This window comes from Halalkalicoccus paucihalophilus, assembly GCF_001593955.1.
Lineage (GTDB): Archaea > Halobacteriota > Halobacteria > Halobacteriales > Halalkalicoccaceae > Halalkalicoccus > Halalkalicoccus paucihalophilus.
In genome coordinates this window covers 23,852-39,606 of sequence record NZ_LTAZ01000012.1, presented here as the reverse complement: position 1 = coordinate 39,606, position 15,755 = coordinate 23,852, and the positions used below count along the sequence as shown (strand labels likewise).

Below are 15,755 nucleotides of genomic sequence, written 5' to 3'. Positions count from 1 at the left end.
TCAATATTAGTAGATGACTACACGAGAGCTGGCTACTTCTGTACAACCATGGGCCACTCGATCAAGGCAAACGGGCGACCAGGACAGACTGAGACCGTTCCATGGCGATCTCGGACCGTGCAGATTGTGTTGCTGAGCACAGCGCTTGCACCGCTCGGAGTGCCGTTGATCAGTCCAGCGCTACCGGTATTCCGTGATGTGTTCGGGATCACCGACGCTCAGGCGAGTCTCTTGGTGAGTACGTACTTCGTAGTGGGTATCGCGCTATCACCGTTTATTGGCATTCTCGCCGACCGGATTGGGCGCAAACGGGTGCTTGTAGCGGGCTTGATTGCATTTGGTGTTCTCGGTGGGGCGATGGCGATTGCACCCACATTCGAAGCGTTGCTTGCGCTCCGCATCGCACAGGGCACCGCCGCTGCAGCAATCTTTATCACTACCGTGACGATCGTTGGCGACGTGTTCGACGGCGTGCAGCGCAACGCGGTGCTGGGTGCAAACGTCGCAGTCCTCTCCGCGACCGCCGCCCTGTTCCCCGTCGTAGGCGGGGCACTCGCCGGTATCGCGTGGAATGCACCGTTTCTTGCGTACCTGGCGGCGCTCCCAATCGCCGCGTTCGCGCAGGTCGCGCTCGAGGAGCCGGAACGCTCCGGTGACAAAGGTGGAATCACGTACCTCATCGACGCCGCTCGAACGGTCCTCACGCCAGCACTCGTGGCGCTGTTCGGCGTCGCGTTCCTCACCGAGTTCCTGCTGTTCGGCGTGGTCTTCACGGCGATGCCGTTCGTCCTCGCAACGGCAGTTGCTCCCGTATTGATTGGCGTCGTAATCTTCGCTGCGGAAACGGCCTCAATGCTGGTCGCACTCTCGAGCGGCCGGCTGGCACGATACCTCTCGAACGAGTGGCTGATTGCGGCCGGGTTCGCCTGCTACGCCGTTGGCTTCGCGGCCGCATGGGCCGCGACCGGCCTGATCGGGACGATGGCCGCAGTCCTGGTCGTCGGCACCGGCGTCGGCTTCCTGATGCCGGTCGTCGATGCAGCCGTGAGCGACCGGGTCGCCACGGAGTACCTCGCCGGCGCGATGAGTCTGCGCAACAGCACGACGTTCCTCGGTCGCACCGCTGGACCGGTCGCGTTCGCCGGACTGGCGATTACCGCAGGAGTCGGGTACGACCCCCTCTTGCTCGCATCGAGTGTTGTCGCCGTCGCTGCGACCGGCGTCACCATCGCCGCCGGACCCGTTCGCCTCGCTCGCGTGGGTGCCCGCCGAACGTCGGCGTACCGCGACAGGACCGGATCAAAGACCGGGCACGCGGTGACTACATGCTCGTTCGCGGGCTACCTAGTACAATGGCTCCGAAACCGGACGCAACAGGCAAAGTGAACTCGGACTCCTAGAGAGAGTACAAGGCGTTCGCGACGGTGAATTTCTTGAGTTGACCGCAGAGGTGTCAGGAACTTCAATTCGGATTCCGTAAGATGCTCGTCTCCTTTCCCTAACTGGAATCCTTACTCAGATAGTCCATTTTCGATTTTCTCCGCTAAGTCAAATGTCCCGTTATCGAATCCAGGAATCTATATGTACTCTGATGAAATCATCAGAATTTGATAGGAATGGGATACTACACACAGAGTGTTAATTTAACAGAGAATGTATTTTGTTTCGACAAAAACCAGCCACCGAACCGGTGAGTTAGCAGAAGATGTAGTTCGACTGAATGAGTAGATGAACGGTGAGATGTTGCGGCCCCTCTTGATATTGGCTGGTTTGTTTGAGATCGGATGGGCAATCGGACTCGAATATTCAGACGGACTCTCAAAACCAGTCCCGACGCTCGGCACTGTTGTTATGTGAACCACAGCCGCCAAAACCTCGCCCTTCAGGGTGGGGATACGGCGGCGTCATCACCCGCCAAACGTCAGAATTGATAGAGTTAGGTGCCCCACGCCCCTATATCCGGGCGTCAACCCGCCGGTTTCCCCGCCGGGCCTTGACACCCCACAAACTGGCAGTTGATTCGGTGTTTGCCTCATCAAAACGTAAGCCCGTGGGACCGCAGACCGACAAAAAACACCACGTAACTCTGAGTCACGAGCGTGATAGGAGTAACGGCGGCGTGGCACCGCCCCCGGTGCGTCGGGCCGGCAACCATAAATCTCCCACCGAACCGCCCGTTGGTGAGCGTGGGAAGCCCCGCCGTAAACGGCGGGGAGGATGTCACAGTCCCCCGTGTAATCAGAACGATACCCCCTTAATTGCTGAGTGGGCCGACAAACCGGGAACCTATCGTCGGCGCGGTAGAGAGCGGGGATCCAGCCCTGGTGGAATCTTAGTAGTGCACTTCCGTCCCGACTGACCACTCGTTAGATAGGGATGCGAAAATCCGTACGAGACACGCTCAAACACGCGGTTTAAGCAACCGTTGGTATCACTCCTGTGCCCGAACGAGCGAAAATACTATTTATGATCGAGTCGACTGTGTCATACACTATCATGAGTACTGATGAACCCAGTCACTCGACCGAGACACAGGGGCATGAACATCACGAGGTGAAGGGACCGGGCTATCCGACACCCGCGGCAATGCGGACGGAATCTGAACGTGAGAAGACCGCCTTCGTCATGGCACCCCGAGTTGGGATGGATGTCGATGGCCCGGACTTCATCGGCGTCGTTGATGTAGATCCCGACTCCGACACCTATGCTGAGTTGATCGACACCGTTGAGATGCCGAACAAGGGTGACGAACTCCATCACTTTGGCTGGAACAGCTGCTCGTCGTCGTGCCACGCCGAAGGATTGACCCGCGACTATCTGATCGTCCCTGGACAGCGCTCCTCGCGAATTCATATCGTTGACGCCGCCGACCCCCGACAGCCGACGATCGAGAAGGTGATCGAACCCGAGGACGTGTTCGAGTACGACCTCTCGGCACCCCACACCGTTCACTGCGTTCCCGGAGGGAAAATCGTCATCAGTATGCTTGGCAACGCCGACGGCGAACTTCCCGGTGGCTTCCTTCAGCTCGATCAGGACGACTTTTCCATCGACGGCCACTGGGAGAGCGACCGCGGCGACATGAAGATGAACTACGATTACTGGTACCAGCCCCGGCACGGTGTAATGCTGTCGACCGAGTGGGCTGCTCCAAAAACCTACTATCCCGGATTTGACCTTGATGACGTTGAAAACAGTAAATACGGCGACAGCATCCATATCTGGGACTGGGAAACCAAAGAACACCGCCAGACACTCACTTTTGGCGAGGAGGGGCTGATCCCGCTGGAGATTCGGATGCCCCACAATCCGGAGGAAACGGAGGGATATGTGGGCGCCGCACTTTCTTCGAACGTCATCCGGTTCTGGGAGGACGGCGATGGAAACTGGGAGTGGGAGAAAGTGATCGATATTGAGGACCGCGAGCATCCGGACTGGGACATGCCCGTTCCCGGTCTTGTGACCGATCTCCTCCTGTCGCTCGACGACCAATATATGTTCTTTTCGAACTGGCTGCACGGCGACGTGCGGATGTACGACATCAGTGACACGGGCAATCCCCGACTGGTGGATCAGGTGTGGGCCGGCGGCAACTTTGGCGACCGACAGGAGGTTTCGGGTCACGACATCCGGGGCGCCCCTCAGATGCTCCAACTGTCCCGTGACGGGCGGCGGCTCTACTGGACCACCTCTCTGTTCTCCTCGTGGGACAACCAGTTCTACCCCGAAATCGGCGAGGAGGGATCGCTGATGCTGAAGGCGGATGTCTACCCTGAGGAAGGGCGGATGGAGCTCGACGAGGAGTTCGTCGTCGACTTCGGTGACGCGCCCGGTGGTCCGGCCCGTGCCCACGAGATTCGCTGGCCCGGCGGCGACTGTACCAGCGATGTCTGGCAGTAGCCGCCAATGCATCGGGTCACCCTGGAGTGGCGTGACGGCCGGGAAGCGACCGTCGATGTCGCCGAGTCGGAGACGGTCATCAACGTCACCGAGCGCGAAGGTGTCGTCGTCCCCTATGGCTGTCTGTACGGCGCCTGTGGCACCTGTACTGGGCGTCTGCTGGAGGGGAATCTGGTCCATAGTGAACGGCCACGGGGGCTGAAACCCCGGCACCGGCAGGACGGGTACGTCCTACTCTGTGTGGCTGAACCGCGCTCGGACTGTCGGATCGAGGTCGGTGCCCGGGTGCAGGCTGACCTCGTGCCGAACCCATGGAAATGAAAGCAACCGTCCGGTCTCCTTGGGTACGAAGTAAGCCTTGGCCTCCAGAGAGCAAACGCGAATCGTTCGGCGAGATGCTCGTAATCCGCCCAAAATGGTTGAATCCGCGTTGCCGATGATGTATTTACCACTGCTGATCAGGAATTCGTTACTGAACTCAAGGACCTCTGTTCGTTCCCCCGAGACGACCCCGGCGTGAATGCCTTCATTGCTACCGATTCCGAGATTCCCCTTCCTGAAAACAAAGACGCCGAAGATCCGGTGATGAATGCTATTGCACAGTCAAAATCATGGTGTGTCTCCAAGAGATTCTGACGTTGACGACTATCCATCTAGTCGTTCATCACCTCTAACCAACCTTGTACAACGATACTAATACGATAGCGATCCTTGTTGCACAAGGTAGAATGTCTCCGATAGCACCTTCATCTCTTCCAAACTACCTTTCCGAAGGGCTTCCCCAGCAAGATGACGAGGCCCTGCGGGAGGCGCAAGAGTATATCGACGAACTCCTTACAGCTCGTGAAAGCGTCGCAAAGAGCCAGTGGTGGCTCGCAAGCGTCTCATCGATTCATCTACACCCTCTCTGCTGGGTCTGGTGAGTGCGATTCGATAGGTGGCATTGGTCGATTGGTGGGCGCAGATCCCACGGATGCATCTCGATCGAGAGCGCTTGGGTTTCGAGCGTGACTTTGTAGAGGATCTCACACCAGCATGTACACCGTCGGGGTCATCACGCTCTGTGGGCCCGTCTTCTGGTATAAACTCTTGGCAGCCTAACTGGCTCTTCTCTCGTTGAACTATTCGGCGAGATTATTCTTTTTCGTTTAGTTTCAAAACCATTCTTCTCATCGAGTACAAAAATCATCATTTAATAAGGGTTTATTATTTTTTGGAATTGCCCCAATATACGGGGTTGCGAATTTTGATTTGCGAGTCATAGAGGCGCCAGCTGACTTCAAGCAAGATCCATACGAATACTGTTAGGATTAAGACGGCGGCAGCGCCGAACTCAGGGTTGCCCATCCAAATTGGGGTGATGAAGATGAGAGCGTTGTACATCCGGAACGAGAAATATGAGATAACAAAGGCAGCGAGTTCACCGAACAGACGGGAGAGTGTCCCAATTGGATCGAAGCCACTCTCACTGCTTCCGGAGTTCGCCTCGCCGTTGGTCCCGCCGACATCGCCGGGTGTGTGGGATTCGAGGCCGAGTTCCTGTGCGCTCTGGCCGTCAGTGCTCTCCGCACCGGTCTCTAGCCGCTCAGCTTCGTATGGCCGCGACGATTCGACCGCCCAGACAATCTCGCCATCGGGGTTCACTTCTATAACGCGATGGCCGTGGGTATCGGTAATGAGCGTGTTCCCATCGGGGAGCCGGTCGACGTCACGAGGCCACTGCATCCGTTCGTCGGACCACTCCCAGCTTTGCGTCCACTCACCGTTCTCTCGCTGGAACTCTTGGACACGGGCGTTCTCGGAATCGGCAACGGTGATCGCCGGGCCGCCGTTTGCCGCGGGAATGTAATCAGGGTTGTGCTGTTCGAACAAGACGTCGTGATTGTTCTCCGATCCGAGCGTCCAGTCCTCCTGGAGACCCTCCTCGGGGTCGACGAAGACGACCTGATCCTGGTTGCGCAGGCTCGCCATCATCATACCGTTCATCGGATCGCCCTCGCTCTCGATGTACTCGACGTCGTTGAGGTGTGCCCAGTCGCGTGGGAACGGTCCGCCACCCTCGATGGGGTACGCGGACTGGACGTCCCACGACCACTCGACGATCTCGGTCTCGGTGTTGACGATGAACATCCGATCCTCGACCATGTCGCCGACGAGAATGCGGTTCTCGTCGATCCGGTCGGCGTCATGCCACTCGGAAGAGTAATCGCTCGCGTCGTAGCGCTCATAGATCACTTCTTTTTCGCCGGTCTCGAGGTCGACACGTTCAATGACGTTCAGCGAACACGGCGGATCGCTACAGGTCACCCCCTCGGAGTTGATCGTATCGGTCGCGGTATACTCGATGGTCATCGGGTCGCCCTCAACCGGATCGACGTCGTAATACTTCGTCCGAGAGTTATCGTAATAGATCACGCTTCCATCAGGAGCGTAGGCGGTAATTGTCCCAGTTTTGCCGGATTCGGTAATCACTGTGTGGCCATCAGTGGCCGGTGCGCGTGGGACATCCTCCTCGGTGGCCGTCGTGAGGTGATCTCCTGTCGCACCGTTGATAAGAACCACGCTTGAGAGGAGCACGAGCACTATAAACACGATCCGAAGGTAATTTCGCGAGAAAATCGATCGCAGATGCCTGCCGACCGAGTCCGAGCGATCACTCACGGTTTCCCCACCCGCCCCGTCAGTTCGGCCATCCCCCAAACTGTCATACAGCCGTTATTGGGGGTTCGTATAATAGTACTTTCGTCTCCTCATATTCATATCAGTCTTCCAATAATAGTGCGGAATCGTCGTGTTCAGCCAGTTTGACACAGGAGAAGGGTCATGACATCTCGTCGGATACGCTTTGTCCTGAAGGGCCGTGTTTACCGGCTCTGGTGTGCAGGCTGATTCCGATCGCGGACGAAGCGGTAGGTGACAAAGACGGTGGTTCCGAGGACTGCACCGTACCAGAGCGTCCCGACACGGATGAGGAGTGTCGAGCTGACAGCGACGGAATGGGAGTATCCGAGGACAACGAGCATCCCGACCATGCTGGCCTCGGTGGCAGCCAACCCACCGGGGAGGAGGCTCGCCGCACCGACGACCGAACCGAGACCGAACACGAACAGCGCTACCGGCAGGGCCGCCTGTGTGCCGAATCCATCGAGCACGATCCAGAGGGCCGTGCCCTCAAGTCCCCAGGCGAGCAGGCTGATGAGAAGCGAGACAGCCAGCGGACGGAACTGGAACAGCACGTAGGCACTTTCGTAGAACTCCTCAAGTTCGTTCGCGTACGGTCCGACGATCGGAAGGGGTTCGAGCCGGCTCAGGAGTCCGAGACAGAACGCTCGCCACTGGAGCAGGCCGATGCCGATAAGAAAAACCGTCAGTACCCCGACCAGTACCGTCGAGGACTGCTCGTAGACCATCAGACCGAAGAGCGCGAACACCGAGAGCGCGAGTAGGTCGGTGACGCGCTCGGCCCCGACGACCGAGGCAGTCCGGCTAACTGGAATGTCTCGGAGGTCCCGGAGGAACCACGCCTTCCAGACTTCTCCCGCTTTGCCGGGGGTAACAACCATCATCAGGCCGCTGAAAAAGGCCAATAGGCTGGTCTTGAGCGGGATCGTGATTGCGAGTTGCCGGAGGTAGTACTCCCATTTCGCGAATCGGATCCCGTAGCTCACTGTCGCGAGCACTATTACTGCGCCGATACGCCATGGCTCGATGGCGAGGATCACCCGACTGACCTCGGCTGCGTCACCGAACAGGAACAGCGCGAAGAAGACCCCGATCGTAAGGAGGGCCGTGAGCCAGAGCCCGTGTCGGCGAACGGCGCGTTCAGTGGCGGAGAAGGCCTCGCTCATGCGTGTATGATGGCGAGAAGGTCGTTGAGCTTGGTCGCGACGTGGCCCGAGAGGTAGCCGCCACGGCCCGCTGTATCGGTCCCGTTCGTGCGGATCGCCTCGAGGACCGGACGGTCACATATCGTCCGGACCCGGCCGACCTCCATGGGGAAGTGCGCATCGCTCCCGCCGGTCATCGCTAGACCGTGGTCGGCCGCGAACGTCCGCGCGCGGCGGTTGTAGCGGGGGATGATACACCGCGAATTGCGAACCTCCACGCCGTCAGCGCGAGTCGCGATTTCCTCGAGGTCGTCGGTATAGTACTCCCGGAGTCGATCGAACGGATGGGAAAGAATTGCAAGACCACCCTGGTCGTGTACTCGGTCGATCACGGTGAGTGGATCTCCACGTGCAGGCACTTCCTGAACGTCGAGCGCGAGGAGATGTCCCTGGGTCGTTGTCACCTCGACGCCGGAGATCACAGTCAAACCTTCTGGTGCGAGGTCGTCGACTGCCGCATACCCCTCAAGCGTGTCGTGGTTCGTAATCGCGATCCCGTCGAGACCCGTCTTGCAGGCCGCCTTGACGACATCTCGCGGTGCGGCCCGTGAACAGGGCGAGGCGTCGGTGTGGACCTGGAGATCGTATTCTCTCATCCGATCACCCCCAGTGCTGCGAGTACCCGCTTGGGAACGTTGTAGAGCACAAGTACCGAAACACACGCCCAAAGGATGAGGTTCACAACTGATGGCCAATCGGTGAAGAGGTACTGTGGCTGGCTCGCGATGTCGGTGGTATAAACGAGATGATGGTAGCGAAAGACCCCAAAAAAGGCAAACGGGAGGGTGACCATCATCACCGGGTTGGTCCGGGAGAAAGTATACAATGAATAGGCCATTAGCAGCGACGCCATAGTCATGACGAGCAGTTGGTCGACGTCGCCCTCGGCATACTCGGCGAGCACCGACCGGGTCTCCTGGGGCTCGGTTGTGCACTCGAGTTCTTGGCGGCGTTTTCCGAGGGCCAAGACCAACGCGAGCAAGGAGGTACTCACGATCAACCATGGGCTCAGGAAGACGTTGATCGCTACGACACCAGCAATCGCCCGAAGGACGAACCCGATGGCGACGAGGATGACGTCGACGTAGACCATTTGTTTGAAATGAACGGAGTAGAGCACGTTTTGGGCGACATAGATGGTTAACACTGTGAGAAAGAGAGGGCCAACACTGTAGGCGGCACCCAGGCCACCGACGGCGAGGAGCAGGGCGAATCCGGCGGCGACAGGAACGGAGACCTGTCCACTTGCGATGGGTCGATGTCGTTTTTCAGGATGGTTCCGGTCCTTCTCGAGGTCATTGATATCGTTGAAGATGTACATCGTACCGGCAACGGCGGTAAAGGCAACGACCCCGACGAGGAGGTTAGCCCAAGCCTCAAAATTGAAAAGATTCTTCGAGAAGACGATCCCCAAGAGCATCACACCCTGTTTGTACCACTGCAATGGGCGAGCTTCACGGACCAACCCTGTCGCGGTGGTAACCGCGGGAGACGTCCGAAGTGAACTCGCCATTACCCAGCAATGAAGCGAAACAGAAATATGAATGTGTGGGTTTGTATGTATGATGGGAGCGACCGAAATAGCCGACGTCGATGCCACGGAATCACAGTACGATTCGGTTCTGATTACCGGGGGAACGGGGTTTCTCGGCCTGCACACGTGTCAGTACTTTGCTGATCGCGGATGGGACGTGACGGCCTATGATCTCAAATCGTTCAACGAGGACGATGATACGGACGAAATCGGGTTCGTCGAGGGTGACGTCCGTGACGAGAACGCCCTCCAGAAGGCGATCCAGGACGTCGAGCCGGACGTGATCGTCCACACTGCGGCGGCGCTCCCGCTGTGGGACGACGACGAGATCCGAGAGGTGACCATCGAGGGAACCAGATCCGTCCTGTGGGCAGCAAAGGAAGCGGGCATCGAACGCGTGGTCTATATCTCCTCGACGGCCGTCTATGGTACACATGACACCCATCCGATTACCGAAGAGTCGCCGTTGGACGGTGTCGGTGCGTACGGCAACGCGAAGGTCGAGGCCGAACGGATCTGTGAGGACTTCAGACGAATGGGGATGTGTGTCCCGATCCTCCGTCCCAAGACGTTCATCGGTCCACAGCGACTCGGCGTGTTTCAGGTCCTGTTCGACTGGATCGAGGACGGGGCCAACGTCCCATTGGTGGGGTGGGGGGACAACCAGTACCAACTACTGCACGTCCATGATATCGTCCGGGCGATCGAACTGATGTTCCTACTGGACGAGGACGACGTGAACGAGACGTTCAACGTAGGCGCTGAGGAGTACGGGACGATGAAGGAGGACTTCCAAGCCCCAATCGACGAGGCAGGGACCGGAAAGCGGGTCGTCGGGACGCCCGCAACGGTGACCGTCCTCGCATTGCGGGCGTTGAACGCGCTCGATCTCTCGCCACTGTATCCTTGGGTGTACGAGACAGCCCACGAGGACTCGTACGTCTCGGTCGAAAAACTCCGTGGACTCGGCTGGGAGCCCGAGTACTCCAATCAAGAGGCCCTAGTCGATACCTATCAATGGTATCTGAACAACTACGAAGCGAAGGGCGCAGAGGCTGGAAAGGACCACCGAGTCGCCTGGGACCAGGGAGCATTGACCATCGTCAAAGAGCTCTTCAAGAAGTTCTGAGATGAGCAGACGGCCGAGTAAAGACGTCCTCCTGGTAGGGATTATCGTCGCGATCGGATCCCTGCTTCGGATCTTTCGGATCGGCGCGGAGAGCCTCTGGCTTGACGAGGGGTACTCAGTCCACTTCGTCGAAACCATGTCGTTCGCCGCGCTCGCGCTCGAACTCCCCTGGACGGACAACAGTCCGCCGTTATATTACCTCATCCTCGACATCTGGACAACAGCGTTTGGATACGGCGAATCGACCCTCCGGCTGTTATCGGCCTTGTTTGGGATCGTCACCATAGTCGTGATCTATCTGCTGGGATCGGAACTATACTCAAGAGACGTCGGCCTCCTCAGTGCAGGGCTCCTCTCGGTCTCGTCGTTTCACATCTGGTACGCCCAAGAGGCCCGTATGTACACGCTCCTCGCATTCCTTTCATCGCTTTCGTTCCTGTTTCTGTTGAAATCGATGGATAAGGAGGCAAGTACGGAACACGTTGTTCTCTACGTGATCTCCACGGTCGCCCTCGGATACACGCACATGTTCGGTTTGTTTGTCATTTTGTCCCAGTTGCTGTTCGTGTTCGGCAAGCAGATGCTGTCCAAAGGGAGAATAGAGAGCGCCGCCGTTATGGATTGGGTAAAGGTCCAAGTGGTCATCGGCATTCTTCTCCTTCCGTACGTGCGGGTCCTCGTGGTCCGAGTGCTCACCGGCCAGGGCGAGGTATGGGTGTTGCCCCCATCCGTCCCGTATCTCGTCACGACGCCGTTATCGTACTTCGGCACCTCGTGGGTTCTCCAGTGGCATCCAGTGGTGTACTTCAGTCTCCTCGCGTTCATCGGTGTGCTCTGCGTTATCGCTGTCTTTCCGCTACCGTGGATACCGGGTCAGAAAGCACCAATGGGATCGGGATCTGCCCCTGAGAGAGACGGGGACGCTCGGTCGTGGTCGGCGCTCCTATTGGGGTCGTGGGTTCTGGTCCCTATCGTGGTTCCGATCTTCGTTTCCTATGCGATCACACCGATATTCGTTCAGCGATACACGATTCCTGCCTCAATCGGTCTATTCATACTCGTCGCGAGAGGGATCGCCAGACTTCCCCGCCCGTCCGCTCGGTTCATGGTAGTTGTTCTCGTGCTGTCCGTGTCCCTTTACCCGTTGCCGACCATGTACGCTGATGATCAACGCGAACAGTGGCGCGAATCCGCCCAGTACGTGGCGGGGAACGCTGATGCGGATGATCTGGTTCTCCTCAGCCGGAGCGACCTAGAGTACCCGTTCGGCTACTACTTTGACTCAGAGGCAACGGTGACGTCTGCGTCCGAAAACACGCTTCGAGAAGAAGAATTGGATCGAATCGCGGAATCGGAAACTGTCTGGTTTGTTTTTTCCCACGGGTATCCCGCCCAAGAGGAGGATATGAAGGACTCGATCGAGCGAACCCATCGACCGACGGAGACAAAAGAATACAACGATATTCGAATTGTCAAATATGTTTCAGAGTAACTTCTTAGGGAAGCTGATATTCAGGAAGATCTAGTTTGCAGTATCCGTATCCTGCATTGTGTCGCTGGTAACTGATGAGTTAATATCGAACTGACCAATCGCAAAGTCGAGCGTGCACTCGTGGTTATCTGTCCATCGTTCGAGCTCGGAGAGTAGTTTTTGTGGTTTAATTGAATCCCGATCACGTGGGATGGTGATTCCCATTGTTGACTCCCCACCCGTCGATATCGGACTCTGCGAGTCTTCCGTTTTGTTTGAGCTCCTGAAACTACTCGATAACGTCGGCTTAATTCAGGCTGATGTCGTTGGGAAGAAGTATCCACAGACGCACAACGGCACAAGGTGCGTCAGTAGTCATGCTTTCGTTTCATTTTCGGGCGGCTCTGACAGCGATATTCGTCCTCGGATTGGGTGACGAGATTCGCTGTCATAAGTGTATTTAGGATTGGGTACAGCGTCAGCTTCTCAATATTGAGCGCTGCGTGAAGTTCGTCGATCGATGCCGGCTCGCTGCTCAATAAGTACACGTACACGAGCTTCGAGGTACTTGAGTCTAGACTAAGTGGTACTGATTTAATAGTCCTTTGGACTGTAAAATGGGCTGTTGGGAATTCATGGCGTTGGAATTTGGGTGGCGTTGTACGGGCTGGTTTGACGAGATTGAGTACTACCCCCGTCTCGATTATACTCTTGAGCGATGATCACTTAGAATCATATACTATCCAACATTACGGGAAAAGAGCAGTCAGCTACGCTCCGGAGAGAGCAATAGCGTTTGAAAGATAGTTTAATATTCTTTTAAGTATGGTGGTTATAACAGATGATTCTGAGCCACTCATCGATTTGAATCGGCGAGACTTAGCCAAACTGACCGAGCGAGGTTTGGTTTTCCTTGAGCGACCGCGCATCGATGTCGAGCGTCGTTTCGATGTGAGTAGCGAATGCGTCAGCGAATCCGTGTTGAGTGTACACTCGCTCTGGATTCAGCGTTTCAATAGTCGCAGTGAGTTCGGTGAAATCGCTGTGATCGGAGAGGACAAACGTCTCGTCGTAATCGCCACGATACTTAAACGAGTCTTCGACGGCCCATCCAGAAAACCCAGCCTTTATCGCACCAGTATTTTCGACGATGTGATCAACGAATGAGAGTTTGTTCGTCTGTGCTGGAAGAACTAATACGTCCCCAGCTCCGATCGTCACGTCACGGCCGTAGCGTTCAGCGGCAAACTCAACACTGTGGATGGATTCAATAACGTCGTTCAGACGTTCGATGGCTTCTGTCACGAACAATCGGTCTCGTCCGGACCGATCAACGAGCAACTCGAGTTCTTGTGCACGTCCAAGCGTGTAGCCGAAGAGGATAACGGGTGTATCATTAGTGTCGTTTAACCAGTCGATGATACGGTTTTCGAGTGTCACCTGCTCTTCAAAGACGTACTCCGGTTTCCCGTAGGTAGATTCGGTAATGAGTACGTCGATATCGTACTCAGCGGCGACCGCTTTAGCGTCGAACCCGTCGAGAGCGAACCGATCCCGTGTCGAGAAGTCGCCAGTATAGAGGTAGGTCGTCCCATCGCTGTCTTCGATGATAGTAGCGCACGACCCCAGAACGTGACCTGCTGCTACTTGTTCGATCGCCGAATGTGACGTGCGCGAAAGCGATCCTTCGTCTTCTCGTCGGGCAGCGGCAAGTCGGGCAGTGAGGTCCGAACAGATCACGTCGGTAGGGGCTTGCGTATAGAGATGGTCACCATGAGCGTGGCTAAGAACGACGATATCGCCATTGGGTTCGGTCGCATCCGCAACAATTGTCTCACCAGTTGTGAGGTCGATTCGAACTCCGTCACGTAGACTGACCGCTTCTGTTGTTGTCATCAGTGGTTACTCCCTTGTTGTGTTTTCCAGCCTCGGATCCTGCTGCTGTGATCGGTCATCATTACTATTGTTCCTCGTAGAGTCGTTCGACGCGCTCGAATTGATCAGCGTCCTCAGGGCCGAGATCGTCGCGGAATCCACCGAACCGAGGGAACCTGAGTGCGTACCCCGAATCGTATGTGGTGGATTCTTGGATCTCTTCGTATTCGACTTCGATGACGATTTCCGGACGAATCTTCGCGGTTCGGCCATCGACTGATTGAATCAGTGGCTCGAGTTTTGCTGTGATTTCGCGGAGTTCAGCATCCGTCAGTCCTGAGAACATTCGCCCGACTTCGCGAAGTTCTTCGTGCTCGGCGTCCCAGCAAGCGAGCCGCAGACGACCTAACCAGTCACTCTTGCGACCCTCGCTCCATTTCGCCTGTACAACGACGAGATCGAGCGGTTCCATCATTGGTTTCACTTTCAACATATAGCCGACTCGGGATCCCGGCTGATAGAGAGCGTTCATGTTCTTGACGATCAGCCCTTCTTGACCGGCCTTCAGCGCGTCGGCGTAGAACGATTCGGCTTCCTCAACCGACGCTGGCTGGTGATTCTCCGCCCGCTGGATCGTCCCTTTATCTTCATCGTGATCGATGATCTCCTCGAGACACTCGATTCGCTGGGAGAGTGGCCTATTGATGAGGGGCTCGCCGTCATGATAGAGGAGGTCGAAGACGTGAACGGTCGCAGGATACTCCGCCGCCATCTCATTGATATCGTTCTTTCGCTTGATGCGCTTGGAGAACTCTTGGAAAGGGATCGGACTGTCCGTCTCAGGGTCGTACGCCACTACTTCGGCCTCGATAATGGCACTCTCGGCGGTGATTTCCTCTTGGGCGGCAGCGACAATATCCGGAAACTGGGCTGTGACGTTCTCGAGTCGCCGGGTGAACACACGAATCTCGTCGCCATTAATGTGAATTTTCGTCCGCATTCCATCGTATTTGTACTCGGCGAGTGGCTGCTCGGTCCCATTGAGTGCGTCGGCAACGTTCTCGGCTTTCTGGGCGAGCATGGCCTTTACCGGCCGGAATAGCTCGATGTCGAGTTCCTTGAGTCCGTTACGACCCTGATCGTGGGCAGTCTCACCGACAGTCCGAAAATCGTTCGTGACTTCGTAGGCTCGTTCGACAGTTTGGATCGCTTCGTCGGAGCCGTCGAGAAACGCCGTGGCGATGGCGTCACGAATCGTCCCTTCGCCGACCCCCAATCGCATTGCGCCAACGATGGTTCGTACGATATACCGGGCCTCATTCGGTTCGGCGTCTGCAAGCAAATTCGCAATATCATTGATACGCCGGTCTTGGCTCCCAGTTCCTTCGTATTCGGTGAGGCCACGAAGGGTCTCATAGACAGTACGGACCTCTAGAGTATCCGAGACGAGGGTCGTCTGAGCGCGGTTTTCAATAGCGTTTGCAGCGGCGTCACCGAGATCACCGGTTTCGCGCCACCATGACTCTATCTGGTCGTTGTTAACCCCGGTTGCGTTCGCGATCGCCTGAGCTGTGAGCGACGAGGAGACTCCAAGCTCATCGCTTTCCCAGGAGGCGAATAGACGACCACGTGCGAGTTGGATGAGCTCTGGCAATAAGTCACCTGCCTCACTGAACGCATCGGCTAAGATATCGGTTTTTTTGAGTGTCGACGATGTTGCATCGAGGCGGTCATATATCTCGACCAGTCGACGATACTCCATTATGGAAATCAAGGGGAAGAACCCGCAAAAGGGTACGGTTTGCAGTTTCCAACCATAAGAGAGAGCAGCTGTCTCTGGCGGTGAAATCGGTACATCCGTGGTTCTCATGGATAGTTCTAAAAAATCTCGCTGCCGTCGTTCTAAAGAGACGATTGACGTTGGACATCTATCGAGAAATAGCCGTAGCGTGTCATAGC

The 15,755-nt window shown here is 56.6% G+C and carries 13 protein-coding genes and 1 pseudogene; 7 read left to right on the top strand and 7 right to left on the bottom strand.

Translation table 11 applies throughout. The features are described from left to right. Nucleotides 1-48 precede the first annotated feature (48 nt). From HAPAU_RS14770 to HAPAU_RS23295, 5 genes and pseudogenes are all read left to right on the top strand, one after another. Entirely contained in the window at nucleotides 49-1,386 is a 1,338-nt protein-coding gene (locus tag HAPAU_RS14770; RefSeq protein ID WP_245634145.1) for an MFS transporter, read from the top strand. Nucleotides 1,387-1,740: 354 nt separating this feature from the next. Next, nucleotides 1,741-1,851: pseudogene (locus HAPAU_RS22945) on the top strand (ligand-binding protein SH3); the annotation flags it as partial. A gap of 645 nt (nucleotides 1,852-2,496) precedes the next feature. Then, on the top strand, nucleotides 2,497-3,900 hold the full coding sequence (locus HAPAU_RS14765) for a selenium-binding protein SBP56-related protein (protein ID WP_066384323.1): 1,404 nt from the start codon (nucleotides 2,497-2,499) through the stop codon (nucleotides 3,898-3,900). Between the two features lie 6 nt (nucleotides 3,901-3,906). After that, complete coding sequence (locus tag HAPAU_RS14760; RefSeq protein WP_066384320.1) at nucleotides 3,907-4,221, top strand: 2Fe-2S iron-sulfur cluster-binding protein; 315 nt, start codon at nucleotides 3,907-3,909, stop codon at nucleotides 4,219-4,221. Nucleotides 4,222-4,323: 102 nt separating this feature from the next. Continuing rightward, on the top strand, nucleotides 4,324-4,536 hold the full coding sequence (locus tag HAPAU_RS23295; RefSeq protein WP_449267238.1) for a DUF7509 family protein: 213 nt from the start codon (nucleotides 4,324-4,326) through the stop codon (nucleotides 4,534-4,536). 570 nt (nucleotides 4,537-5,106) lie between these two features. Here HAPAU_RS23295 and HAPAU_RS14755 read toward each other — a convergent pair. The 4 genes from HAPAU_RS14755 to HAPAU_RS14740 form a co-directional block, all read right to left on the bottom strand. Next, on the bottom strand, nucleotides 5,107-6,561 hold the full coding sequence (locus HAPAU_RS14755) for an arylsulfotransferase (asst) (RefSeq protein ID WP_066384318.1): 1,455 nt from the start codon (nucleotides 6,559-6,561) through the stop codon (nucleotides 5,107-5,109). Nucleotides 6,562-6,764: 203 nt separating this feature from the next. Beyond that, a complete protein-coding gene (locus tag HAPAU_RS14750; protein ID WP_066384316.1) occupies nucleotides 6,765-7,748 on the bottom strand; it encodes a lysylphosphatidylglycerol synthase transmembrane domain-containing protein in 984 nt (327 codons plus the stop codon). Further along, nucleotides 7,745-8,383 carry a PHP domain-containing protein gene (locus HAPAU_RS14745; RefSeq protein WP_066384314.1) on the bottom strand — a complete coding sequence of 213 codons (639 nt, stop codon included), beginning with the start codon at nucleotides 8,381-8,383 and terminating at the stop codon, nucleotides 7,745-7,747. The genes HAPAU_RS14750 and HAPAU_RS14745 overlap by 4 nt, the downstream gene beginning before the upstream one ends. After that, complete coding sequence (locus HAPAU_RS14740; RefSeq protein WP_084383799.1) at nucleotides 8,380-9,207, bottom strand: UbiA prenyltransferase family protein; 828 nt, start codon at nucleotides 9,205-9,207, stop codon at nucleotides 8,380-8,382. Before HAPAU_RS14740 ends, HAPAU_RS14745 begins: the two co-directional genes overlap by 4 nt. A gap of 145 nt (nucleotides 9,208-9,352) precedes the next feature. Between HAPAU_RS14740 and HAPAU_RS14735 the strand changes: the two genes are divergently transcribed. Both HAPAU_RS14735 and HAPAU_RS14730 read left to right on the top strand, forming a co-directional pair. Further along, nucleotides 9,353-10,450, top strand: a complete 1,098-nt coding sequence (locus tag HAPAU_RS14735; protein WP_066384299.1) for an NAD-dependent epimerase/dehydratase family protein — start codon at nucleotides 9,353-9,355, stop codon at nucleotides 10,448-10,450. Nucleotide 10,451: 1 nt separating this feature from the next. Further along, on the top strand, nucleotides 10,452-11,942 hold the full coding sequence (locus HAPAU_RS14730; RefSeq protein WP_066384297.1) for a glycosyltransferase family 39 protein: 1,491 nt from the start codon (nucleotides 10,452-10,454) through the stop codon (nucleotides 11,940-11,942). Between the two features lie 347 nt (nucleotides 11,943-12,289). Here the strand turns inward: HAPAU_RS14730 and HAPAU_RS22940 are convergent, their stop codons facing one another. From HAPAU_RS22940 to HAPAU_RS14715, 3 genes are all read right to left on the bottom strand, one after another. Then, complete coding sequence (locus tag HAPAU_RS22940; RefSeq protein ID WP_368085894.1) at nucleotides 12,290-12,469, bottom strand: helix-turn-helix domain-containing protein; 180 nt, start codon at nucleotides 12,467-12,469, stop codon at nucleotides 12,290-12,292. Between the two features lie 331 nt (nucleotides 12,470-12,800). Further along, nucleotides 12,801-13,817, bottom strand: coding sequence for an mRNA 3'-end processing factor (locus tag HAPAU_RS14720; protein WP_066384293.1), 1,017 nt, complete (start codon nucleotides 13,815-13,817; stop codon nucleotides 12,801-12,803). A gap of 64 nt (nucleotides 13,818-13,881) precedes the next feature. Continuing rightward, entirely contained in the window at nucleotides 13,882-15,666 is a 1,785-nt protein-coding gene (locus tag HAPAU_RS14715) for an ATP-dependent DNA ligase (RefSeq protein WP_245634142.1), read from the bottom strand. Nucleotides 15,667-15,755 lie beyond the last annotated feature (89 nt).